Annotated in this window: 23 protein-coding genes and 1 pseudogene; 5 read left to right on the forward strand and 19 right to left on the reverse strand. The window is 64.8% G+C overall.

The window, feature by feature from the left end; all coding sequences use genetic code 11:
- Positions 1 to 29: 29 nt before the first annotated feature.
- Both EAH75_RS02995 and EAH75_RS03000 read right to left on the reverse strand, forming a co-directional pair.
- Entirely contained in the window at positions 30 to 1,493 is a 1,464-nt protein-coding gene (locus tag EAH75_RS02995; protein WP_140804172.1) for an FAD-dependent oxidoreductase, read from the reverse strand.
- 55 nt (positions 1,494 to 1,548) lie between these two features.
- Complete coding sequence (locus tag EAH75_RS03000) at positions 1,549 to 2,622, reverse strand: SDR family oxidoreductase (RefSeq protein WP_140804174.1); 1,074 nt, start codon at positions 2,620 to 2,622, stop codon at positions 1,549 to 1,551.
- A 196-nt stretch (positions 2,623 to 2,818) separates the two neighbouring features.
- Between EAH75_RS03000 and EAH75_RS03005 the strand changes: the two genes are divergently transcribed.
- Positions 2,819 to 4,012 (forward strand): serine hydrolase domain-containing protein, encoded by a 1,194-nt coding sequence (locus EAH75_RS03005; RefSeq protein ID WP_140804177.1) that lies wholly within the window; start codon positions 2,819 to 2,821, stop codon positions 4,010 to 4,012.
- A 76-nt stretch (positions 4,013 to 4,088) separates the two neighbouring features.
- Here EAH75_RS03005 and EAH75_RS03010 read toward each other — a convergent pair whose 3' ends face one another.
- From EAH75_RS03010 to EAH75_RS03020, 3 genes are all read right to left on the reverse strand, one after another.
- Complete coding sequence (locus EAH75_RS03010) at positions 4,089 to 5,180, reverse strand: alpha/beta fold hydrolase (protein ID WP_240046298.1); 1,092 nt, start codon at positions 5,178 to 5,180, stop codon at positions 4,089 to 4,091.
- 179 nt (positions 5,181 to 5,359) lie between these two features.
- Positions 5,360 to 5,860, reverse strand: coding sequence for a PepSY domain-containing protein (locus EAH75_RS03015; RefSeq protein WP_140654039.1), 501 nt, complete (start codon positions 5,858 to 5,860; stop codon positions 5,360 to 5,362).
- 302 nt (positions 5,861 to 6,162) lie between these two features.
- Complete coding sequence (locus EAH75_RS03020; RefSeq protein ID WP_240046307.1) at positions 6,163 to 6,408, reverse strand: LysR substrate-binding domain-containing protein; 246 nt, start codon at positions 6,406 to 6,408, stop codon at positions 6,163 to 6,165.
- On the opposite strand from EAH75_RS03020, the pseudogene EAH75_RS03025 reads away from it, so the two are divergent.
- Positions 6,394 to 7,049: pseudogene (locus EAH75_RS03025) on the forward strand (zinc-binding dehydrogenase); the annotation flags it as partial. The gene EAH75_RS03020 and the pseudogene EAH75_RS03025 sit on opposite strands and share 15 nt — an antisense overlap.
- Before the next feature lie 59 nt (positions 7,050 to 7,108).
- Here the strand turns inward: EAH75_RS03025 and EAH75_RS03030 are convergent.
- The 7 genes from EAH75_RS03030 to EAH75_RS03060 all read right to left on the reverse strand — a co-directional run bounded on the left by EAH75_RS03030 (position 7,109) and on the right by EAH75_RS03060 (position 13,985).
- On the reverse strand, positions 7,109 to 7,330 hold the full coding sequence (locus tag EAH75_RS03030) for a hypothetical protein (RefSeq protein ID WP_140654041.1): 222 nt from the start codon (positions 7,328 to 7,330) through the stop codon (positions 7,109 to 7,111).
- 35 nt (positions 7,331 to 7,365) lie between these two features.
- Positions 7,366 to 7,833 (reverse strand): hypothetical protein, encoded by a 468-nt coding sequence (locus EAH75_RS03035; RefSeq protein ID WP_140804179.1) that lies wholly within the window; start codon positions 7,831 to 7,833, stop codon positions 7,366 to 7,368.
- Positions 7,834 to 7,973: 140 nt separating this feature from the next.
- Positions 7,974 to 9,746 carry an ABC transporter transmembrane domain-containing protein gene (locus EAH75_RS03040; protein WP_140804181.1) on the reverse strand — a complete coding sequence of 591 codons (1,773 nt, stop codon included), beginning with the start codon at positions 9,744 to 9,746 and terminating at the stop codon, positions 7,974 to 7,976.
- Positions 9,747 to 9,852: 106 nt separating this feature from the next.
- Entirely contained in the window at positions 9,853 to 10,449 is a 597-nt protein-coding gene (locus tag EAH75_RS03045; RefSeq protein WP_140654048.1) for an IMPACT family protein, read from the reverse strand.
- Entirely contained in the window at positions 10,446 to 11,414 is a 969-nt protein-coding gene (locus tag EAH75_RS03050) for a hypothetical protein (RefSeq protein WP_140654050.1), read from the reverse strand. The genes EAH75_RS03045 and EAH75_RS03050 overlap by 4 nt, the downstream gene beginning before the upstream one ends.
- Positions 11,411 to 11,965 carry an RNA polymerase sigma factor gene (locus EAH75_RS03055; protein ID WP_140654052.1) on the reverse strand — a complete coding sequence of 185 codons (555 nt, stop codon included), beginning with the start codon at positions 11,963 to 11,965 and terminating at the stop codon, positions 11,411 to 11,413. Before EAH75_RS03055 ends, EAH75_RS03050 begins: the two co-directional genes overlap by 4 nt.
- Before the next feature lie 241 nt (positions 11,966 to 12,206).
- The gene (locus EAH75_RS03060) at positions 12,207 to 13,985 is read right to left on the reverse strand and encodes a vWA domain-containing protein (RefSeq protein WP_140654054.1); all 1,779 of its coding nucleotides are present in this window, start codon (positions 13,983 to 13,985) and stop codon (positions 12,207 to 12,209) included.
- A gap of 123 nt (positions 13,986 to 14,108) precedes the next feature.
- Here EAH75_RS03060 and EAH75_RS03065 point away from each other — a divergent pair, with 123 nt between their 5' ends.
- Positions 14,109 to 14,582 (forward strand): DUF1456 family protein, encoded by a 474-nt coding sequence (locus tag EAH75_RS03065; protein WP_140654056.1) that lies wholly within the window; start codon positions 14,109 to 14,111, stop codon positions 14,580 to 14,582.
- 134 nt (positions 14,583 to 14,716) lie between these two features.
- Positions 14,717 to 15,154, forward strand: a complete 438-nt coding sequence (locus tag EAH75_RS03070) for a hypothetical protein (RefSeq protein WP_140654058.1) — start codon at positions 14,717 to 14,719, stop codon at positions 15,152 to 15,154.
- Positions 15,155 to 15,486: 332 nt separating this feature from the next.
- On the opposite strand, the gene EAH75_RS19865 is transcribed toward EAH75_RS03070, so the two are convergent.
- From EAH75_RS19865 to EAH75_RS03110, 7 genes are all read right to left on the reverse strand, one after another.
- Positions 15,487 to 15,702 carry a GDCCVxC domain-containing (seleno)protein gene (locus EAH75_RS19865; protein ID WP_140654060.1) on the reverse strand — a complete coding sequence of 72 codons (216 nt, stop codon included), beginning with the start codon at positions 15,700 to 15,702 and terminating at the stop codon, positions 15,487 to 15,489.
- 119 nt (positions 15,703 to 15,821) lie between these two features.
- Positions 15,822 to 16,166 (reverse strand): copper-binding protein, encoded by a 345-nt coding sequence (locus EAH75_RS03085; protein WP_140804184.1) that lies wholly within the window; start codon positions 16,164 to 16,166, stop codon positions 15,822 to 15,824.
- 3 nt (positions 16,167 to 16,169) lie between these two features.
- Positions 16,170 to 19,346: an efflux RND transporter permease subunit gene (locus tag EAH75_RS03090; RefSeq protein ID WP_140654064.1), complete on the reverse strand. Its 3,177-nt coding sequence runs from the start codon at positions 19,344 to 19,346 to the stop codon at positions 16,170 to 16,172.
- Positions 19,343 to 20,659, reverse strand: a complete 1,317-nt coding sequence (locus EAH75_RS03095) for an efflux RND transporter periplasmic adaptor subunit (RefSeq protein ID WP_140654066.1) — start codon at positions 20,657 to 20,659, stop codon at positions 19,343 to 19,345. Before EAH75_RS03095 ends, EAH75_RS03090 begins: the two co-directional genes overlap by 4 nt.
- Complete coding sequence (locus tag EAH75_RS03100; protein ID WP_241668868.1) at positions 20,656 to 21,948, reverse strand: TolC family protein; 1,293 nt, start codon at positions 21,946 to 21,948, stop codon at positions 20,656 to 20,658. The genes EAH75_RS03095 and EAH75_RS03100 overlap by 4 nt, the downstream gene beginning before the upstream one ends.
- Positions 21,949 to 22,014: 66 nt before the next feature.
- Positions 22,015 to 22,431 carry a hypothetical protein gene (locus EAH75_RS03105; protein WP_140654068.1) on the reverse strand — a complete coding sequence of 139 codons (417 nt, stop codon included), beginning with the start codon at positions 22,429 to 22,431 and terminating at the stop codon, positions 22,015 to 22,017.
- A gap of 37 nt (positions 22,432 to 22,468) precedes the next feature.
- Positions 22,469 to 22,723, reverse strand: a complete 255-nt coding sequence (locus EAH75_RS03110) for a hypothetical protein (protein WP_140654071.1) — start codon at positions 22,721 to 22,723, stop codon at positions 22,469 to 22,471.
- A 62-nt stretch (positions 22,724 to 22,785) separates the two neighbouring features.
- On the opposite strand from EAH75_RS03110, the gene EAH75_RS03115 reads away from it, so the two are divergent.
- Positions 22,786 to 23,673: an EamA family transporter gene (locus EAH75_RS03115; RefSeq protein ID WP_140654074.1), complete on the forward strand. Its 888-nt coding sequence runs from the start codon at positions 22,786 to 22,788 to the stop codon at positions 23,671 to 23,673.
- The last annotated feature ends 1 nt before the right edge of the window (position 23,674 follow it).

The following is a 23,674-nucleotide window of genomic DNA, read 5'->3' on the forward strand; positions in this document are numbered from 1 at the left end:
CAGGAAAATCGCCGGCCGGATGCTTTTGCCTACGCAGTCTGCCGTTGCAGCAGCTCGCTGGCCGAGGCGAGGACAGCGAGATCGCCGCGCCCCTGGCCCGAGCAGGCGATGTAACCATCGGGGCGGATCAGCGATACACCGGACTGTCGCGATAAGCGCAGTTCGACGAGTTCGGCAAACGAGTCGGCGAGTTGTCGCGCCGTCTCAATGGTTGCAAGTTCCGCCTCGCTGTCGACCATGAGCAGGAAGCGACTCAGGATGCCGTGGCCGCCGCGGATCGAATCATCGAACCAGCGCGCACCCGATCCATCGACGATCGGGCTGCCGCGATAGGCGATCCCGAGTTCGGAAAGACGCTGCACGAACGCATGCTGGAACGGAGCCAGCCGCGACACCATGGGGATCACGGCGTCGCGCAGCGCCTGGGCGAACTTGCTGGGTGTTCCCATGGCCTTGGTCAATAGATCGGTCATGCCGACGACGCTCTTGATCACTGGCAGGCGCTCGGCTCCGTAACTGTCGAGCAAACGCTCGTTGCCGTGCCCGTGCAGGATGAGGTCGAGCTTCCAGGCCAGGTTCCAGACGTCCTGCAAACCGGTATTCATGCCCTGGCCGCCGAATGGACTGTGGATGTGGGCGGCATCGCCGGCAACGAACATGCGCCCCTCACGCAACTGTGCGACGTGCCGATGATGAATATGGAAATAGCTGCTCCAGTGCAGGGCGCGCGCCTCGATGCCGGCGGGTGCGCGCTGACTCAGTATCTCCCGCACCAGATCCAGCGACGGCGCATCGCCTTGTGGGTTCTGGATCATGGCCACGATGCGCCGGCGAGTGACGCTCATCGGAAAGATCGCCACCGGGCCCAGTTCATGTGGGCATAGCTGGAGCTGGTCGGCGGGCAGCGTGTCGTTGGTTTCGATATCGGCCAGCAGGAACAGGTCGTGGTATTCCGCACCCTCGAACGACAGGTTCAGCAGATGCCGGACCGGACTGTGCGCGCCATCGCAACCGACGACAAACGCCGCATTGAGTTCCATGTGTTGGCCTTTGCGGTCCAGCGTCACGCTGACGTAGTCATCGTGCTGGATCGCGGTGACAAACGCGGTCTCGTACTCGACCTTGCCGCCGTTGCGCTGCAGCTGCTCGACCAGCAACCGCTCGGTCACGTTCTGGGGAACCATGGCGATGAAGGGGTAGGGACTGTCCTCCGGCGCAAACGGCATGTGCGCCAAGGTGCGCTCATGCGCCATGACAGCAACCGACGTGGCGCGGTTGGCCACATCGAGAAAGGGTGCGACGACCCCTGCCATGTCAAAGATTTCGAGCGTGCGTGGAAAAATCGCGAGCGCCTTGGAGTGCTCCGACTGCGCCGCGCGCGTTTCGACGATGCGGTAGCGCAGACTCCGGCGCGCGCATTCGTTGGCGAGGAACAGGCCGACGGGACCGGCACCTACGATCAGGACATCGGTATCGATCTTCGTATCCGGCATGGGGTTTTCTCCTGCGGTGCGTATGAATCAAACGGAAGGAGGTAACTGGATTCCCTTAACTGCCTCGGTTCTCTTTGCCGTTGGCGTCTAATGCAACCGGGCTTTCCTTCAATAGCCCGAGCCGCAACAGGCTTTCCGCGGTGGCGACAATGGCTTCCTCGCTCGAACGCGGTACCCAGCCGAGGACCCGTCGAGCCTTTTCGCTGGTGGCGTTCTTCGGCTTGCCGAGTTCGGGAAGGATCTGTTTGACCGCCGGGTCGCGCAGCGCGGCGAGGCGCACCAGCCAGTTCGGCAGTTGCCGGGTGGGTACCCGTCTGGCCGCGGCGCCCATGCGGTTCTTCAAGATCCGGGCGATGTCGCGGATCGAGAGGAAATCGCCGGCCACGGCGAGGAATCGCTCGCCCTTCGCGGCGGGATGGGTCATGGCGCGGATGTGCAGGTCGGCGACGTCCCGCACATCGACGACACCGAAGCTGAGTTGTGGGCAGCCGGGCATGGCGCCGTCCATCAGGCGCTGCACCAGCAGAATCGAGGTCGAGTAGTCCGGTCCCAGTACCGGGCCGAACACGCCTACTGGATTGACCACGGAAAGTTCGAGGGTGCCGCCTTCGCGGGCGATGAAATCCCAGGCCGCGCGCTCGGCCAGGGTCTTCGATTTCGCGTAGGGCTGCACGTCGTCGCCGGCGGGATCGGTCCAATTGCTTTCGTTGAACGGTGCCTGCTGCACTTTCTGCCCATAGCCGATCGCGGCGAACGAGGAGGTCAGCACCACGCGCTTGACCCCCGCGTCGCGCGCGGCGCGCAGTACGCGAAGCGCACCTTCGCGCGCCGGCACGATCAACTCGTCCTCGTGTTTCGGCAGGGTGGAAGGAAACGGTGATGCGATGTGCAGCACGTAATTGCAGCCGGCAACGGCTTGCGGCCAGCCGTCGTCGCTTTCGAGATCGGCGACCACAAATGACAGCTGGTCGCCCGCCTCGCCGCCGCCGCCCTTAAGCATCGCGCGCACGTCGCCTTCGCGCTTCAAGCTGCGCACCGTAGTACGTACCTCATGGCCCGCAGCCAGCAACTGCAGGATGGCTTGGCTGCCGATGAAACCTGATCCGCCGGTTACCAGAACGGTGCTCATGCTAATTCCTGTGATTGGATGTGTGGGAAGCAAAGGGACAGTGACGCTGGTCCGTGATAGTAGATGTCTCGCGCTTCCCGGCCAGATTGCACTTTAGCGAGCCAGATTGCGTCCGAGCGTGAATAGTGCGCATCGCGCTCCGCAGGCACCGGCCCGATACCATAGTGGCCTCGCATCCTTCCGACCCGGCACCCACATGCTTTCAACGATCTACCTCCGCCTGCTCACCACCGCACTCTGCCTGACCATCTCGCTGCCATTGGCAGCCGACCAGCAGCACGCGCCGACCATTGGCCAGCAACGCGAGGCCGTGCTGTTCTGGCCGCAGGCGCAGCGCGAGGCGCAGTTCCGTCAGATGTACACGCTGTTTCCCAGCGACCGCGCCGCGCATGGCATGCATGTGCATGAGCTGCCGCAGGGCAAGCCGCTGACGGGTGCGTCGGGGTTGTTGGCCAGCTATATGGACCAGCACCACCTCGCCGGCGTGATGGTCCTGCAGCACGGCCGCGTCCGCTTGCAGCGTTATGCGCTGGGCTTCGCGCCGGAGCAGCGCTGGGAATCGTTTTCGGTGGCCAAGTCGGTCACCTCCACCCTGGTGGGGATCGCCCTGCAGCGCGGTGACATCCACAGCATGGATGACACGCTGGGCACCTACATTCCGGAGTTGCGCGACAGCGCCTATGCCAACGTCACGGTGCAACAGTTGCTGACGATGACCTCCGGCGTGCACTGGAACGAGGACTACGCCGACGCCAAGTCGGACGTGGCGCAGATGTATCTCCACGCCTGCGTCGATGGCCAGGCGCATGTGCTGTCGTATTTGCGCAGGCAGCCGCGGCAATGGCCCGCTGGCACGCACTTCAACTACAACACCGCCGAAACCGATCTGCTCGGCATCCTGGTGCAGCGTGCCACGCATCGATCGCTGGCCGCCTACCTCTCGCAAACTATCTGGAAGCCGTACGGCATGGCCGCCGATGCGTACTGGATCAAGGACGAATGCGACGGCGGCGACACCGGCGGCAGCGGCCTGTCGGCCACGCTGGGCGACTACGCGCGACTGGGGCAATTCATGCTCGACGGTGGTCGCATCGCGGGCAAGTCGGTGGTCGCCAAGACGTGGCTTGCGGGCGCGATACGCCGCCAGGAAAACGTCGACGATCCGGACCGCGGCTACGGCTATCTGTGGTGGACGGATAAAGATGGCAGCTATGCCGCGATCGGCATCTTCGGCCAGATGGTCTACGTCGATCCCGCGCGCCAGCTGGTGATCGCCCAGGTCGGCGCGTGGCCGCATGCGACGTCCGACGAACTGGTCGCTGCGCGGCGCGAGTTCGTGGCCGCGGTCAAGCGCGCGGTGGACGCGGACTCGAAGAAGCCGATGCCCTGATCGTGTGACGTTGCGAAGCGCAATCAAAGAGTACGGAGGCAGGTGACACTCAAGCCACCAGCCTCCGAACAAACCGCTACTTCGTCAGCGGCAGGATGCGCTCCTTGAGCATCTTGTATTCGGCGTCCACGACATCCTGGTTGGGATCGTGGCCGGCGTGTTCGAGCAGCACCATGTCCTTCTGCGGCGCCTTCAGGCTGTCGTAGTAGCGCCGGGCCACGTCGGGCGTGGCCAGCAGGTCGTGCGCGCCTTCGACGAAGAACATCGGGATCGCGAAGTCGATGCCGAGCTTCGGCAAATCGACCTGCGAGGCCATGCCGTCACCGTGCATGCCGACGAAATTGATGAAGGAATAATCCTCGCCGGCCTCGTAGTCGGCCTTGGCCTTGGGCGTGTTGTATTCGGCGGCCGGTGTCCACCATGCGGCGGGTGGCGGCGTGGTGACCTTGGCCTCGTACTTGCGGATCACGCGGCGCACCTTGCCGAAGCTGCGCGGGTCGGTCCACGGCGGCGAGCCCACGCCTTCCAGCACCGCGAGCGCGGCTTTGTCGTCGGTGGCGCGTGCCAGGGCGAGCAGGCCGGCGTAGCTGATCGCCTCGTTCTCGCGGTTGCTGACCAGTTGCGACGTGCCCAGGTAGGCATAGAACAGTTCGGGATGGGCCTTGGCCATGTGCACGCCGAGGATCGAGCCCCACGAGCTGCCCCACAGGATCACTTTCTTCTTGTCGTAGCGGCGGGCGAGATAGGCGGCCAGCTCGTTGCCGTCATCGCTCATCTGCTTGAGCGTCAGCACCGCACCCGCTGCCGGCGGACTGCGGCCGTAAGTCATGCCCGCGCCGCGCTGATCCCATTGCACGAGGGTGAAGTCCTTGCTCCACGCGCCATAGACCGCATCCGAGTAGGGGCTGAGCGGGTTGCCCGGACCGCCGCTGATGAACAGGATGATCGGGTTGGCGCAACTGTCACCCTTCACCGTGACCCATTGCTCGATGCCGCCGATCACGACAAAGCCCTTCTCGTCCAGCTTGCCTTTTTTTGCCGCAGCGCACGCGGGCGCGATACCGGCATCGTTCGCGGCCTTGGCGGCGAGAGCAGGGGGAGTCGCGAGCGAAACTCGCGCAAACGCGCACAGCAGCATGACCACACAAACGCGGGATAACTTGAACACGGTCGGCCTTCCATGAATGAGCCGACAAACTGCCGGCTTCGCATCATACGGAACGTTGTTCATCAAAAGGGGCCGTGGTCAGTCGATTCGGGTTCCGAGGCGCGCGAGTTCCCCACCAAACGAAGAAGCCCGACGCCATCAATGCGCCGGGCTTTCGTGACCTTCGCTGACGCGGCGAATCAATCGCGCGACTTTGCTACCACGCTGCCATCGTCCGGATCGACCAGCAGGTCGACGTCATCGCCATGCGGGGTCTTGGCTTCGGCAGCCCACAAACCGTCGTCGAACTTCACGTCATCGATGTTCTGGTAGCCGGCCGCCGCCAGCTTGGCACTGATCTCGTCCTTGTTGAGCTTGGACGGTGCATCGGCTGGATACACCTTGCCGTTGACCGGCCCGACCGCGAGTTCGACCCACTGCTTGTTCCCGCCGCGTGCCTTGCTGCGCCACACACCGTCCTTGAATTTCAGATCCTTCACTTCCTTGTAGCCGGCGTTGGCGATCGAGGTCTTGACGGCCTCCTCGGTCGACCCGTCCGCGGGCGGCTGGACTGCCCACCTGGTCATCGTGGTGGTGGTTTGACGTGTGGTCGTCGACTGGGCGGTGGCAGGCCTGTCCTGCGCGAAGGCGGCGCCGCAAACCAACAGACCAATCAACAGGGGAAGCATGCGCTTGATCATGGGGAACTCCTTGGGTGCTGAAACGAAACGCGGTCGCCAGCTTGTGCCGGCGTCGTTCAAAGAGTGCGGGTTGGTGGACGACACTCCCAGCCAGCATGGGACCACCGTGTTCAGGACGACGGCGTGAAAGCGCGCGTGACTTTCGGGTGAAAGCAGGGGTAGGGTTCATGCTTTCCGTCGAACGCAAAAGTCGCGGCAGCAGCTACGGGCCTTCAGCTCCGCCGCTCGCACATCGAAGAGGGAACAGGCGGCTCGCTCTATCGGCATCTTTGCCGCCAAGGCGCGCGCATCGACAGCGGATGTCAGACCTGGCGACGCAGCGCCTCCACCAGCAGTGAGAACGCGGGCGATGGCTGCCGTCGACTCGGGTGGTAGAGGTGATAGCCGGGGAAGGGCGGGCACCAGTCGGCGAGCAGGCGTTGCAGTTTGCCACTCGCGATCTCGGCCTGGACCATGTCCTCGGGGACGCAGGCGAGGCCGAAGCCATCGATCGCCGCGGCGATGACGTGGCGGGTATTGTTGAAGGTCAGCCAGGTGGCTATTCGCAGCGCATCGTGGTCGACAAAAGTTCGTGCTGAAGATCCGCCACCCCGAATCGCAGCTCGCCGCGGTGGCGCCACTGCTGTGCGCGGGCATCACTACTTACTCGCCGCTGCGGCACTGGAAGGTCGGCTCCGGCAGCAAGGTCGGCGTTGTCGGCATCGGCGGGCTGGGCCACATGGGCGTGAAGATCGCGCACGTGGTTGCGTTCACCACGTCGGACAGCAAGCGCCGAGGGGCGCTGGATCTCGGCGCGAACGACGTGGTGGTGTCGCGCAATGCGGACGAGATGAAGGCACATGCCAACAGCTTCGACTTCATCCTGAACACCGTAGCCGCCAGCCATTCGCTGGATGCGTTCACCGGCCTGCTCAAGCGCGATGGCACCATGGTGCTGGTCGGCGTGCCCGAGCATCCGCATCCGTCGCCGAACATTGCCAACCTGATCTTCAAGCGCCGCGCGATCGCCGGCTCGCTGATCGGCGGCATTGCCGAGATCCAGGAGATGCTGGATTTCTGCGCAGACAAGGGCATCGTCTCCGACATCGAGATGATCCCGGCACAGAAGATCGACGAGGCCTACGACCGGATGGTGAAGGGCGACGTGAAATACCGTTCTGTCATCGACAACGCGACACTCGCCGGATAGAGCCGTCTCGGTGTGGCCGGAACCCTGCGGCGACTTCCGCCCAGGAAAATTCGGCCAGCTCAGTCGCCGACCAGTTCGTCGTATGGTGGCAAGTTGAGCACCGTCCGCGCAGCGAGGTCGTAGGCGCGCTCGAGTTCTTCCGCGGCCTGCATGCGGTCCTCGAGAAGCTGGTGCTCCTCGGGTTCCGCCTCGCCGCTCGTCACGGCTTCGCGCAGTGCGCGGATTTCAGCCGCGACGGCCTGGATGGCAATGACCAGTGTCTGGTTGCTTATCTCGGGCATGAGTGCCCTCCTGACAGGGATGGAGTGGCGCGCATTCAGACCTTCGCCGATTTGCATTGCTGCACGACCGCCGCCCGCGCCATGTTGTCGAGCGCGCCCTTGAACGCTGCAACAGTCATCCGCGTACGCGGCTCCAGCTGATAGTGATAACCCTTGAGGTTGGGATTGGACGGGGATGACCTCTGCTTGCCGTCCTTGCGGATGAATATCTCGTCGGAATATTCAGTGCCGTTCGGGATCCAGAATTCCCTGGTTGGGAACCAGCCCGGCACATTGTGCAGCGAGGTGCCGCCGCCGGTCTCCACTTCCGGACCGTTCGTGCCGCCCATCACGACGTTGACGTCGGCATTGCTGGTGACGTTCCGGTTCAATTTCTTGCTGAAATACGTGGTTGCTTGCCAGCGGGGATCGAGCACCCCATCGCCGGGATAAACGCCGACCTTGATGCCCTTGAAGTCATTGCCCATGACTGAGCGATAGAGATCCGTATCGGTGGTGGCCATTTCGCGCACTCCCATTCCATGTCCGGGCAGATTACGTTCGCCGCAGGGACATCGCAAGGCATCGAGCCGTCAGAAGCGCAGTCGCGACGGTTCAATTCCCGGGGTGGCGTCGATGCGGTCGGTGCGCAACCGCGGATCACTCAAGCCACGAACTGCAACCGTGCCAGCTCTGCATACAGCCCGCCCTCGGCCAGCAGACTCTCGTGCGTGCCCTGTGCCACGATGCGGCCGCTGTCCATCACCACGATGCGATCGGCGCGCTGCACGGTAGCGAGGCGATGGGCGATCACCAGGGTGGTGCGGCCTTTTTCGAGTCGCTCCAGGGCTTGCTGGATGGCCGCTTCCGATTGTGCGTCCAGTGCCGAAGTCGCCTCGTCCAGCAACAGCAGTGGCGCGTCGCGCAGGATCGCGCGGGCGATCGCGATGCGTTGGCGCTGGCCGCCGGACAGGCGCACGCCGCGTTCGCCCAGTTCGGCGTCGTAGCCGTCGCCGAGTGCGCTGATGAAGTCATGTGCTTCGGCGGCGCGTGCGGCTTCGCGCACTTCCTCGTCGCTGGCGTCCTGCCGGCCGAAGCGGATGTTGTCGGCCGCGCTGCCGGCGAAGATCACGGTTTCCTGCGGCACCAGCGCGATCGCGCCGCGCAGGTCGGCCAGAGTCACCGCACGCAGATCGATGCCATCGATATGGATGCGGCCGCTCTGCGGATCGTAGAAGCGCAGCAGCAGTGCGAACACCGTGCTCTTGCCCGCGCCGGACGGGCCGACCAGGGCGACGGTTTCGCCGGGCCGGATGTCCAGCGTGAAATCGTGCAGCGCCGCGGTATCGGGGCGCGTCGGATAGTGGAAGGTCACGCCGTCGAAGCGCAGCGCGCCATGCATCGGGCGGGGCAGGGCTTTCGGCTGGGCCGGATCGACGATGTCCGCGCGCTCGGCGAGCAGTTCGCCGATGCGTTCCATGGCGCCGGCTGCCCGCAACACGTCGCCCCATACTTCAGAGAGCCCCGCTACCGAGCCGGCGGCGAAAATGGCATACAGCACGAACTGACCCAGCACGCCGGCATTCAGCGTGCCGGCCAGCACATGGCGGGCACCGGCCCACAGCACCAGGGTGATCGCGCCGAATACCAGCACGATCACTGCCATGGTCAGCAGCGAACGCATGCCGATGCGCCGCCGCGCTGTCGCCAGCGCGCGCATGATCGCGTTGCTGTAGCGGGTGCTCTCGATGTCTTCGCGCGCGTACGCCTTCACCGCAGTGGAGGCGTTGAGGGTTTCGTTGGCGATCGCGGCCGCATCGGCCAGGCGGTCCTGGCTGGCGCGCGAAAGCTTCTGCACGCGACGGCCGAACACCAGGATCGGCAGCATCACGGCCGGGATCACCAGCGCGGTGAGGCCGGCCAGCGAAGGCGCGGTCCAGACCATCGCCACCGCCGCGCCGATCAGCATCACGGCACTGCGCAGCGCGACCGAGACGCCGGAGCCGATCAGCGCCTGCACCACTTCGGTGTCGGCGCTCAGGCGCGACAGCAGTTCGCCCACGCGGCTGCGTTCGAAGAATCCGACATCCAGCCGGATCACCTGCGCGTAAAGCGTCTGGCGCAGCGAGGCGAGCGCCCGCTCGCTCAGCAGGGTGATGCAGAAATAGCGCGCTGCAGTGGCAAAGGCGAGCACCAGCGCCACGCCGAACAGCGCGATGAAGGTCTGGTTGATCACTGCCTGGCTGGAGTGGCCGAAGCCCTGGTCGATGATGTGCCGGAATGCCATCGGCAGCAGCAGCGAAGCGCCGGACGACATGGCCAGGAACAGCAGCCAGCCGATGGCCAGGGCGCGATGCGGTTTCAGGAAGGGCCAGAGTTCGCGCAACGCACCGATACGGCGGGTGGGACGAGGGGTATCGTTGGTGGCGTCGCTCATGAGCTCTCGCAGGATGGATCGAAGACACGGGCCCGCGCGGCGCAGGCAATGCCATTCAAGGTGGGGCGTGTGCCGGCCGATTCAATCCTTGCAGCAACTCACCCGCTCACTCCAGGCGGTTCGCGATACTGCGCCCGCGGCTGATGTCGCTGATGCGCAGCTGGGCTTCGGCGACATGGCTGTCCGGCAGGCGCAGCAGCAATTCCACGCCATCGGCGCCGAAGGCTTCGTTTTCGATCTCGGCCTGCAAGTCTTTCAGGCGCGCCTTGAGCAGGGCCAGTTCGGCGAAATCGCAATGCACGACGAGCCGCGCCATCGCCACGATCGGCACCCGCCCGGCGCGGCGCAGGCATTCGGCAGCGGTGCCGCCATACGCACGCACCAGGCCGCCGGCACCGAGCTTGATGCCGCCGTACCAGCGCGTCACCACCACCACGACACGATCCATGTCCTGACCTTCGATCGCCTGCAGGATCGGCCGCCCGGCGGTACCGCCGGGTTCGCCGTCGTCGTTGAAGCGGTAGTCCTGGCCGATGCGGTAGGCCCAGCAATTGTGCGTGGCGACGGGGTCAGCCACTTCGCGCAGGAACGCCAGCGCCTGTTCGGGCGATTCGACCGGTGCGGCCAGTGCGAGGAAGCGGCTCTTCTTGATTTCTTCCTGATGCCGACATGGCTGGGCCAGCGTGGACAACATCTCGCTCATGGCTTGCGCAGTTGCGCGCGAAGCTCCGGTGACAGATTCCACTCCGGATGCGCGTGCTGGAATGCGGTCAATCGCTGCCGCGCCTCGTCATCGTGACCTTGTGCGAACAACTGGCGGATCTTGTCCAGCTCCTGTGCCGATGTATCGCTGGCGTTCCGCGCGGTGGCTTCATCCGCTGCAAGTTCGGCTGGCGCCGGCGCGGCGACCGCGTTCGCAGGCATCTTCGGTGCTGCTTCGGCCACCGATGGCATGGCCACAGCCGAGTCGTTGGCAGTCTCTTGCAGGGTCACGGGCGGTGCAGCGGGTGCGCCCGCCGGGGCCGGGGCGAACCGGGCCAGCCCGCCGGCTACCTGGGCTTTGCTGGAGGCGCGTTCGGCGTCCTGATCGGCCGAGACTTTGCGTAACGTGTTTGCCGCAGTCGTGCGTGATGCCGCGACAACCATTTTCGGTGGCGGCTGTTTGGGCGGCTCGGACGGTGGCGGCACTGGTTCCGCCTGCTGCATCGCTGCAGCGGATGGCGCAGCAGGCGCTGGCACGACGGCGGCAGCTTGCGTTGGTGCGGCACTGTTCACGGCTGCGGGTGCGGATTCCGTCGATGGCAATCCATGCATGTGCCAGGCGAGCCCGGCAGCGAGCACCAGGGTGGCCGCACTGCTCAGCGCGATCAGCCAGCGCGGCCTTCTCCTGTTGCCTCCGGCCGGCAGCGACACTACCGGCGTCGACGCGTTTTGTTTCGGGTGCACCCAATCGCCACGTTCGCGCGAAGCCTTCCTGCGCTCGCGCAATAGCGTAGGGCTTTCTTCGCCGGGTGCCAGTGCCTGCGCCGCGGCGCGCAGCACAGCAGCGTCCAGTGCCGGGCCGGGTTCGATCTGCGGCAACTGGCGATACAACGCCGCCAGCTCGGCTTCACCGGGCAGCTTTTCGTCGGGCTCTGGCGAGCCTTGCGGTGGCAGTGGCGTGGTCATTCGGACAGCACTTCGCGTAGTCGGGTCATGGCATAACGCAGGCGTGATTTTACCGTCTCGCGGCCGGCGCCGGTCACGGCGGCGATCTCCTCCAGGCTGAGTTCCTGTTCCAGTCGCAATAGCACCGCGGTGCGCTGTTCGTCCGGCAGTTGTTCGATCGCGCGCTGCAGGCCGCGGCGGCGTTCGAACTCGGAGAGTGCGTGATCGGGTTGTTCCTGCTCCGGCGTGGCCACGCGGGCCAGCGCGGCATCGGCTTCGTCGCCGCAGACCATCGGTCGCTGGCGGCGGGCGCTGTCGATCATCAGGTTGTGCGCGATCTGCAGCAGCCAGGTGCTGAACTTCGCCTGCGGCAGGTAGCGCTCACGCGCGCTGATCACGCGGCTCCAGGTTTCCTGGAACAGTTCGTCGGTACGATGCGGATCGCGCACACTGCGCAGCAGGAACCGGTACAGCATGCCGCGATGGCGCGCATACAGCGCCTCGAACGCGGCGAGATCACCGCGCGCATAGGCAAGCATCAGCATCGCATCGGGATCGACCGCGGCATCCATGGGGAGCGAGCGTAAGCCAAATCGCCTGCCAACGGGTAGGCCGCCATGGTCCTGGCGAAACCCGTCACTCCGTTCGAGCCGCTCGCTGAGGGTGGGCAGAGCGATCGTCGGACAGGGCGAGGGCACGGCCATCGCGTGGATCGGCAATTCCGGCCCCGCTGAGCGGTGGCGGCGGGGGAGGACTGCAGCGGGGATATCGCCTGCAGTCACAGCCGCGGTCCGCGCAGCGGGGCCGGAAACCTCAACGCGCTGCGGTGTCGTTGTCGGCATGATCGTGCGTGGCCAGCCCATCGGCCAGCTTCACCAGCTGCACGAAGCCGGCGCGATAGCCGCTGGCGTCGTCGCCGCGCGCGCCGTTGGCAAGTTGCGCGATCTGTGCATAGCCATAACCGTCCAGGTATTTGCCGCCGCGCAAGGCGTCGGCGAACGCGGCCACGGCGGCGGCATAACGCAGCCGTTCACTGGGTTGTGCCCCGGCCTGTGAAGTGATCGGCTGCTCGATCAGCTTGCTGTCCGACTGTCCTGGCAGCTTGTAGCGCAGGCGCAGGAAGGCCAGTTCGCTGTCACCCTTGGCCGGTGTGGCCTGGTTGCCATAACGCAGTGGATCGACGCGCGCAGCGTCCGAGCCCCTCGGGGTGATCTCGTAGATCGCGGTGACGTTGGCACCCGCACCGATCTCGCCGGCGTCGACCTTGTCATTGTTGAAATCCTCGCGCTTAAGCAAGCGTTTCTCGTAGCCGATCAAACGATATTCCTGCACCTGCGACGGATTGAATTCGACCTGGATCTTCACGTCCTTCGCGATCGTCAGCAAGGTGGCGGACATCTCGTCGACCAGCACGCGGCGGCCTTCCTGCAGGCTGTCAATGTAGTGGTGGCTGCCGTTGCCCACGTCGGCCAGCATCACCGCCATGGCGTCGTTGTAGTTGCCTTCGCCGAAGCCCAGCGTGGTCAGCGCGACGCCACTCTTGCGGTGATCCTCGATGGTGGTCTTCAGTGCCTGCTCGCTGACCGTGCCCACGTTGAAGTCGCCATCGGTGGCCAGGATCACCCGGTTCACGCCATCCTTGATGAAGCCCTGCTCGGCTTGCGCATAGGCCAGCTCGATGCCGGCGCCGCCGTTGGTGGAGCCGCCCGCGCCGAGGCTGTCGATCGCCGCGTCGATGGCGGCGTGCTGGTCGCCAGGGGTGGAGGGCAGGGCGACGCCGGCATAGCCTGCATAAGTGACGATGGCCACGCGATCCTGCGGGCGCAGTTCGCGCACCAGCTGCTTCAGCGAAGCTTTCAGCAGCGGCAGCTTGTCCGGTTCATCCATCGAGCCCGAGGTGTCGATCAGGAACACCAGGTTCGATGCGGGCATCTCCGCGGCCGGCACGCGATAGCCCTGGATGCCGATCAACAGCAGTTGGCGCTTCGCATTCCACGGCGCGGGCGCCAGCTCGGTAGTCACACTGAACGGCTGCTCGCGATCGGCTGGCGGCGTGTAGCCGTAGTCGAAGTAGTTGATGAACTCCTCCGCGCGCACCGCATCCGCCGGCGGCAGCTGGCCTGCGCTCAGCATGCGCCGCACGTTGGTGTACGAGCCGGTGTCGACGTCGATGCTGAAGGTGGACACCGGTTGCCCGGTGACCAGTTGCACCGGATTGGTATCGCGGTGGGTGTAGTTCTCGGTGTTGATGTCGCCGGGCATCGGCTGCATCGGCATCACCATCGGCGCTACCCTATAGGCATTTGCTGCCACCATCCCTTTGCTCATCGCCCTGCGCTGCAGCTCGGGTGACGGCTGCTTGGGCGGTTCCGGCGCAGGCATGTTGGTCGGCATCGGTGCGGCCACCTCGTTCAAGGTCTTGTCGGCTTCCGTCGTCGGCTCGGGTGGCACCGGCCTGACCGGTGGAGGCGGAGCGGTGGGCGCCTTGCCGGTTGTCGCCGGCACGTTCGCGACGGGCTTCGATACGCTGCAACCAGCCAGTATCACCAGCAAGGCAAGCAGCAGGGTGCGCAACAGGGCTTTCACGTTCATGGGACGGTTCTCCTCCGGCGGCGGTCTCCTCCGGTTCGTGAAAGATGAAACGCGGGCATGAGGCGAACGGGGTCAATCGCCGCGCGGTAACATGGCGCCCTCAGCGAGATCCACCGGAACGACATGATCAACAACGACGTACTGCGCGCCATCCGCTACATGCTCGACCTCAGCGACGGCAAGGTGGTGGAGATCACCCATCTGGCCGACCCGAATTTCCCGATCACGAAGGAGGACGTGCAGGCATACCTGAAAAAGGACGAGGAGCCGGGCTACGTCGAATGCAGCAATGCCGTGCTGGCGCACTTCCTCGACGGCCTGGTGTTCCACCGCCGCGGCCGCGACGAAAATCTGCCGCCGCGCCCGGTGGAAAAGCGCGTCACCAACAACGTGGTGCTGAAGAAGCTGCGCGTGGCGTTCGAGCTGAAGGATGTGGACATGCACCAGATTCTCGAAGCCGCCGGCTTCCCGATCTCCAAGCCCGAACTCAGCGCGCTGTTCCGCCAGCCCGGACACAAGAATTTCCGGCTATGTGGCGATCAGCTGCTGCGGAATTTTCTGAAGGGATTGACGATGCGGGTGCGTCGCGACGACTGAACTTTACGGGTGCCAGATACCTCTCGCTTGGCGCGATGCATGCTTTGACAAACAGGTCGATTGACGCTTGTGAAGGCTGGGCGTAGCGTCCGCCAGCACTGCATATCCGTGCAGTATCGGCAAGGAGGTGGGCTGTGAAACGTATCACGATGCTTCTGGTGTCAGTGTTGATGTTCGCAGTGATGGGGTCGGTGTTTGCGCAGGACGCGAAGCCGTACAAGGAAGGCAAGGTCTTGCAAGTCAGCTTCATCAAGATCAAGCCCGGACAATTCAACAATTACATGAAATATCTGGACGGGCCTTACAAGGCCAACATGGAAGCGATGAAAAAGGCTGGCCTGATCACCGGCTACGCCGTTTACCGTTCGCAGCCGCGGGCGCCACAGGATGCCGACCTGATTCTGACGGTCGCTTACCCGAACATGGCGGCACTCGATCGAAGCGACGAGGCCGATGCAATCTCGACCAAGGTGATGGGCCCCATGGACAGCCGGGACAAGGCCAGCATGGATCGGGAGTCGATGCGCGAACTGCTGGGTAGCCAGCTGACGCGGGAATTGATCCTGAAATAGGGCTTGCGACGGGATGGGTGGGGCGTGTGTTAGGCCCACATCCTGCGTTGATTCGGGCGCCGCCGACCATGTATCCATGGCGATGCCCTATTCCGATCTTTGAGCGGGGATGGATTGCTGGATTTTACAGGGGCCAACCATGTCGAACCGCGTTAGAAAGGCCCTTGCCTGGCGAGGGCCTTTTTTTGTGCGGGCATGCGTGGCCTGTGTGCTTGTCGATGGGTTTTCACCCCGAACTTGGCGCACTGTTCTACCAGCCTGACCACAAGGATTTCCGCTTGCGCGGCGATCCGCTGCTGCGAAATTTTTGAAAGGGCTGACGATGCGTGAGGCTATCCGCAGCAGGATTTCTGCTGCTGGATCGGCGGACATGGCACGCTCCCGTAGGAGCAGAACACGCAACAGTCACCGGCTTTCGGCCGGAGCAATTCACCGCAACCCGCGCAGTCGTAAAAGAATTGGCAGGCATCGGTCGGCATGGTCTCAGTGGCCTGATGACCGCAATGTGGACAGGTCAACGTGCTCTGCAAAACAGGTTGAGTCGTCATGGGTTTTCGCCGTGGTGGATCAAGCAAATCTCCCTGATGCAAGCGAGTGCCAACATCAGCGTACATCGCTCGCGCAGCCCATGACGTGTGAGGGTCTCACGTCATGGGCATGCATCTGCTTAGTGCTGCACCGTGATCGACGTTACCGTGTTGGCCATGTCGGCCGGGTGCAGGGTGAATTTCACCTTGTCGCCGACTTTGGCGACCTTGAGAAGATCCGGCGAAGCCACCTTGAACGGCATCGTCATCGCAGGCCAACCCATCATGCCGATAGCCTCATGTTGCAGGGTGATGGTGCCCTTGGCGGTATCGATCGCCTTGACCACACCCACGCCCTGCGCGTCAGCGGGCTTGGCGCCGTGCTGCATGCCGGGCATGTTGGGATCCATCCGCTGGGCGGCAACGAAAGCGGGTGCAGCCAGCAGGATGCAGGCCCATGCGAGGGCGATGAGGTGCTTCTTCATGCATCAGTTTCCTTGTGGGTTGGAGTGAAAGGCGAGGTTCGTCTGATCGGCTCGACGCAGTCGGTGCAGGACCAGCAGACGGAATGCGGCGGGGATGAGCAGCATGGACAGCAACGGCGCCGTCAGCATGCCGCCGATCATCGGCGCGGCGATGCGTTGCATGACTTCCGAGCCGGCGCCGTGGCCAAGCAGGATCGGGAACAGGCCGGCTAGGATCACGGCGACGGTCATCGCCTTGGGCCGCACGCGCTGCACGGCACCTTCGCGGATGGCCGCATCGAGTTCATCGATGCCGGCCAGCGGATTCAAGGCGAGTTGGTGATCCCAGGTCTGGCGCAGATACAGCAGCATCACTACGCCGAATTCGGCAGCGACGCCGGCCAGTGCGATGAAGCCGACGATCGTGGCCACCGACACCGCGTGACCGAGCAGCCAGATCAGCCACAAGCCGCCGACCAGCGCCAGCGGGACGCTGGCCATGATCAGTGCCGCCTCGCTCACGCGCCGGAACACGGCGTAGATCAGCAGAAAGATGATCACCAATGCGATCGGCACCACCCACTTGAGACGTTGCATGGCGCTGGCCAGGTACTCGAACTGGCCTGACCAGGCTACCGTGGTACCCGGCGGCAAGGTGATCTGTTGCGCCACCGCGCGTTGCAGCTTGGTCACCACCGTGCCCAGATCGCTGCCGGCGGTATCGACGTAGACATAAGTGGCCAGCTGGCCGTCCTCGCTTTTCAGCATGGACGGCCCGGCCTCGACGGCGATGTCGGCGACCTGACTGAGCGTGATCTGTGCACCGCTGCTGGCGACGATCGGCAACCGCCGCAGCGCCTCGATCGAATCACGCGCGGCGCGTGGGTAGCGCACGACGATCGGATAGCGTTCGCGCCCTTCCACGGTCTGCCCGATCGGATCGCCGCCGACCACGGTGGCGATCAGCTGCTGCACGCGTTGCTGGGTCAGTCCGTAGCGCGCCGCGTCGTCGCGGCGGATATGCACGTCGACGTAGCGGCCACTGGTCGGGCGCTCGGCAATCGCCGAGCTGACACCGGGTACGGCCTTCGCCACGGTTTCGATGCGATCGGCCACGGCCTGCATCGTGGCCAGATCGGTACCCAGCACCTTGATGCCGATGGGACTCTTGATGCCGGTGGAGAGCATGTCGATGCGGTTGCGGATCGGCGGCACGAACAGGTTCGTCAGCCCCGGCACGTGCACTGCCTGGTCCAGCTCCGCCTTGATCTTCGCCATCGTCATGCCGGGACGCCATTGGTCCTTCGGCTTGAACGTGATGGTGGTCTCGAACATCTCCATGGGCGCCGGATCGGTGGCGGTGTCGGCGCGTCCCGCCTTGCCGAACACATGCGCGACTTCCGGCACGGTCTTGATCATGCGGTCGGTCAGCTGCAACAACTGGGACGCCTTGCCGGCCGACAAACCCGGCAGCGCGGTGGGCATGTACAGCAGCGTGCCTTCGCCCATCGCGGGCATGAACTCGCTGCCGAGTCGGCTCAGCGGAATGAGTGCGGTGAGCAGCAACAGGCCAGCCAGCAGCAGCACCATCTTCGGATGGCGCAGCACGGCTTCGAGGATCGGCCGATAGCCCCGGATCAGGCCGCGGTTGAGTGGGTTGTAACGCTCGGCACGGATGCGGCCGCGCACCAGGTAACCCATCAGCACCGGCACCAGCGTCACCGCCAGTCCCGCTGCTGCGGCCATCGCGTAGGTCTTGGTGAAAGCCAGCGGTTTGAACAGTTTGCCTTCCTGCCCTTGCAGCGCAAACACCGGCACAAACGACAGCGCGATGATCAACAGGCTCACGAATAGCGCCGGACCCACTTCGGTGGCGGACTCGGCGATCAGCGACCAGCGTGCGTTGCCTTGCGGCTCCTCACCAGCGTGGGTCTCCCGCCAGTGCTCCAGATGCTTGTGGGTGTTCTCGATCATCACGATCGCCGCATCGACCATCGCACCGATCGCGATCGCGATGCCGCCCAGCGACATCAGGTTCGCCGACACGCCCTGCAGGTTCATCACGATGAAGGCCGTCAGCACACCAAGCGGCAACGTGATCACGGCCACCAGCGCGGAGCGCAGATGGCCCAGGAACAGCGCGCAGACCAGCGCGACGACGAGGAACTCCTCCAGCAGCTTGCCCCAGATGTTCTCCACCGCCGCATCGATCAGCTGCGAGCGATCATAGGTCGGTACGATCTCGACGCCCGGTGGCAGGCTGCGCTCGAGTTCGGTCAGCCTGGCTTTCACCGCGGCAATGGCGGCCTTGGCGTTCTTGCCGGTGCGCAGCACGATCACCCCGCCGGCGACTTCGCCCTGGCCGTCCAGTTCGGCGACGCCGCGACGGAAGGTGGGGCCGCGTCGTACTGTCGCCACATCGCGCAACAGCACCGGCACGCCACCAGCATTGGTGGCGATCGGCACGTTTTCGAAGCCCTCGCGGCTTTTGAGATAACCCTCGCTGCGCACCATCAGTTCCGCCTCGCCTTGCTCGATCACCGAGCCGCCATCGGCACCATTGGCGGAGCGGATCGCCTCGACCAGTTGCTCCACGGTGATGCCGCGCGCGGCCAGTGCCTGTGGATCGGGCACGATCTGCCACGCGTTTTCCATGCCGCCGATGCTGGCCACCTCGGCGACATCCGGCACGGTCTTCAACTGAAAGCGCAGAAACCAGTCCTGCAGCGCGCGCAGCTGGCCGAGGTCGTGCTGGCCGGTGCGATCGACCAGCGCGTATTCGTAGATCCAGCCCAATCCGGTGGCATCGGGGCCGAGTGCGGGCGTGACATCGGCGGGCAGGCTGCCGCGCACCTGACTCAGGTATTCCAGCACGCGCGAGCGCGCCCAGTACAGATCGGTGTTGTCGTCGAACAACACGTAGACGTAGGAGTCGCCGAAGAATGAATAGCCGCGAACGACCTTCGCGCCGGGTACCGACAGCATGGTGGTCGCCAGTGGATAGGTGACCTGATCCTCGACCACCTGTGGCGACTGGCCGGAGTAGCTGGTGCGGATGATCACCTGGGTGTCGGATAGATCGGGCAATGCATCGACCGGCGTGTGCAATGCCGCGAACACACCGGCCAGCGCGAGCGCCAGCGCAGCCAGCAACACGAATACGCGATGCGCAATCGCGGCACGGATCAGGGCGCCGATCATTGCCCGTCTCCCATGGGCACGCCGGACATCGATGCACTCGTGGTCGCTGCCGGTGGGGTGGCGTCGCCATTCAACCGTTCCAGCGCACCTGACAGGCTTGCTTCGGAATCGATCAGGAACTGGCCCGAGACCACAACCTTTTCGCCGCCCGCGAGACCATCGCGTATTTCGGTGTAGCCCCCGGCCGAACGCCCGGCACGCACCGCGACCGCCCGGAAGTGTCCGCCATCCTCGGCGACGATCACCCGCGTCTGGCTGCCGGTGGCGATCAGCGCGTCATCGGGCACCACCGGCACGGCTTCGCCTTGCGCCGGGTTGAGCTGCACGGTGGCGAACATGCCTGGGCTCAGGGCGCCATCGGGATTGTCGAGCACGATGCGTGCGCGTTGCGTGCGCGTCATCGGGTCGATATCCGGCAGCAAGGTTTCCACGCTGCCGCGAAACGATCGTCCCGCCAGCGCATCGACCGTGACGGTGACTGGCGTGCCGCTTCGCACTGTACTGGCCGCCATTTGCGGCAGCGCCGCTTCGACCCACACGGTGGACAGACCGTTCAAGGTCATCAGGGTCTGGCCCGCGGTAACCCGCTGGCCCTCACGCACGTCCAGTGTGGTGACGACACCTGCTTGCGGTGCGTGCAGGGTGATCGCCGCACCCGAGCGATGACGTGACGACTGAATATCTGCAGGCGTCAGGCCCAGCACCTGCAGGCGTTCACGCGAGGCAGCACGCAAGTCTTTCGCGTCGGCCGACTGTGCTTGCTGGAGCGCATCGTATTCCGCCAGCGCGCTGTTCCATTGCGGAGCCAGCAGCTCGGCCAGGGGCGCACCGGCAGCGATCGTCGTGTACGGCGCACGCACATCGAGCCTGGCAATGACGGCATCGACCCGCGCACTGATCGTGGTGGCTTGCCGCAAATCCCACGTGACGGTGCCCGGCACCTGGATCGCGGATGCCAGCACCCGACGCTCGACTCTGGCGGTGCGTACACCCAGGTTCTGCACCGTCGCCGGATCGATCCGGACCATATCCCTGGCGGCGCCTTCGTCGGCCGGCCGGTCATCAGCCGGCCGTTCATCAGCATATCTGGGCACCATCTGCATACCCATCGGCGACAGGCCCGGCTTGTCGAAGTGCTGCTGGGGCACCATCGTGTCGTACCAGTACAGGACTTTCTTGCCGCCACTTTCCGGCGAGGATGCGACGGTGCTGGCCGGCGACGGAGGCGAATGATGGCGGCCGCTGAAGTAGCCGATCAGCAGGAGCATGATCGCCAGCAGTGCGGCGCTGAGCATCATCAATGCGCGTTTCATGGCGTCGTCTCCGAAGTGGGCAACAGATAGGCGAGTGCCGCCCAGGCACGGCCGTACTCCGCTTGCACGCGGGCGTAATCGGTGTGATGGGCAATCTCATCGCGACGGGCGTCCAGCAAGGGCTGGATGTCACCGCCGCCGCGATACGCGGCGAGCGCCAGGGCTACGCGGTCGTTGGCCAGCGGGAGCAACTCATCGCGATGCCGGCGCACTTGTTCACCGAATGACTGCCATTGCGCCCAGGCGGACTGGATGGCCTCGATCTGCTGGCGGCGCCCGTCATCGTGCTCGGCGTGAACAGCATCGAGGTCAGCTGCACGGGCAGAAATGCCCCGATCCTGTCGATTGCGGGTGAACAGCGGCAGGCTCACACCGACCTGCAATGACGCCATGTCGGACAAGCCGCGCACGCGAGAACCGTAGCTCATGCCCACGCTCCATTCGGGATGCTTGTCGGCGCGTGCGGCGGCAAGAGCTGCTTCCGCGGCCTGTTCGCGGGCAGGCCATCCCAGCAGGTTGCCCTGACGATCGAGGCTGGCCAGCAGGGATGCTTCGTCATGCGGCAGCACAGCAAAGTCCGGTGCATCCGCCAACGGCTGATCGGTCGGCGAACCCAGCCAGCGCGCAAGGCCCGCGCGGGCCTGAGCCTCGCGTGCGTTTGCCTCATCGATGCGGTTTTCCAGGTCGAGGGCCGCCATGCGAACAGCCAGCACTTCCGCCGCACTGCCGGTGCCGCCCCGCAGTCGCGCCTTCGCCACCGCCACGTCTTGTGCCCACGCCTGTCGCATGGACTGCAGCATCATGGCTTCACGGTGCGCGCCCCACGCGGCGATCCAGGCATCGGCCACCTGCTGCTGGATCGACAACGCGGCCGTCACTTCCGATGACATGGCCAAAGCCGCATTGGCGCTACCCATCGCTCGTTCGGCCTGACGTTTGCTGCGCGAAGGCAAAGCCTGGCTGATGCCAATGGTGCGCATGGTCATGCTGTCACCGCCGGCGGTAAACGCACCCGGCCCCTGCACAGTCAGATTGTCGATACCGATAGTGAGCTGGGGATCGGGCAACGCACCCGCACGGGCAGCCTCCTGCCGGGCCGATTCCGACTGGGCGCGACGCGCTTCCAGCATCGGTGCGCGCTCGATCGCCTGATGCATGGCCGCGTCGAGCGTCAGCGCGGTTGGGCTCTGCGCTCCCGCCGGTGAAATGAAAAACAACGCCGCAGCCAACGACAGCCAGCGGGCATATCGCGCCGAACATGCGCGAACGCCAAAGAGACAGGAAAACATGTTGAGCTCCAATCGAAAACCAGCACAGCCGTGTGCGCACGACCGATGAACGGCTAACGATGGGGGCTAAATCAACAGGGAGCAGAACCGCAACGTGGGCGGCGGGTCGGGGCGATGCAGAGCCGTGTTCGGCAGGGCGACCTGGTCAGGTGCTTGCGTGAGCGTTCCCAGCAACATGGGTGATGCGGGTGCGAGCGGGAGCGGTGGAACCGTCGGCAGGCGTGCATCGTGCGCCGACGCGGTATTGCTGGCGCAATGCTCGGCGCAGCGCGGATCCGTACTTGCGTGATGCGAGGCCGGCGTCTTCATCGCAGAACTCATACCCATAGCCGCACAATCGCCTGTCATGACGATGTCGATCGACGCGGTGGGCAACGTACAGACATAGGCTGCCATGGCCAGTTGCTGGAACAACAGACAAAACAGCACGATCCCCGTCCAGAGGACGCGGCGGCGACGGCTGAGGTGAAAGCGCTTGCGCATGGCGATGCCATCTTAGCGCAGTTTGAGATAGCTCCAGTCAAGTAGGCAGAGAGTGTTTTCCTGCGCGATCCATGACCTTGACGCCGAAAACAGCCGTAACGGAATCGTAGGGATTGACGATGCGGGTGCGCGGTAACGGCTGAGCGAAGAGGGTGCCAACCCACTTTTGAAATGCCTGCCTGCGGCTATGGATCAGGCAGCGGGAGTCCAGGCATCCACGCATCACCCGCGAGTCGTGCCGCATACTGCTGTCACGGGTTGTCAGCAATGGCGACAGCGAGACGGTTTGCATGTGGGTTTCGTCCGGATCTGCGGGCATCATGAGCGGACTGTTTTCCCGTCGCGGCTATGCTCATGTCCTCACGTTCCACCATTGCTCCGCTCGTGCTCGCGGTCGGCATGCTGTTGATCAGCATGGTCTCGTACCAATGCGGCGCGTCGTTGGCCAAGCACCTGTTCCCGCAGGTCGGCGCGCTGGGCGCTACCGCCTATCGGCTGGGGTTCAGCGCGCTGATCCTGCTGCTGTGGCGACGGCCGTGGCGTCGGTCCAGCACTGGTCAACGCGACTGGCGCGCGCTATGGGGTTATGGCCTCTCGATGGGCGCGATGAACATGGTTTTCTACATGTCGCTGCGCACGATTCCGCTGGGCATCGCGGTGGCGCTGGAGTTCACCGGGCCGCTGGCGCTGGCGCTGTTCGGTTCACGCCGGTTGCTCGACTTCGTCTGGATCGCGCTGGTGGTAGCCGGACTGGCCCTGTTGCTGCCGCTGCGCGGGCAGGTGCAGTCGCTCGATCCGGTGGGCGTGATGTACGCGCTGGCCGCCGGCGTAGGCTGGGCGTTGTACATCGTGCTGGGGAAGAAGGCAGGGGCGGCCTACCGTGCGGACGCGGTGACGCTGGGCACCTCGATCGGTGCGTTGCTGGCGATCCCGTTCGGTGTCGCGCATGCCGGAAGCGCATTGCTGTTGCCGGCGCTGTTGCCGTATGCGCTGGGCGTGGCGGTGCTCAGCTCGGCGCTGCCGTATTCGCTGGAGATGGTTGCGCTGACCCGATTGCCGGCGCGCACGTTCAGCACCTTGTTGAGCCTGGAGCCGGCCATCGCGGCGATGGCTGGCGTGGCGTTGCTGGGCGAACGGCTCAGCCTGCTGCAGTGGCTGGCCATCGTGACGATCATCGTGGCGGCGGCGGGTACCGCGTTGAGCGTGCGTCGACCCATGCTGGCTGAGCCGCTGGCGAACTGAG

The sequence above is a fragment of the Rhodanobacter glycinis genome, assembly GCF_006438785.1.
In the GTDB taxonomy this organism is placed as follows: Bacteria; Pseudomonadota; Gammaproteobacteria; order Xanthomonadales; family Rhodanobacteraceae; genus Rhodanobacter; species Rhodanobacter glycinis_A.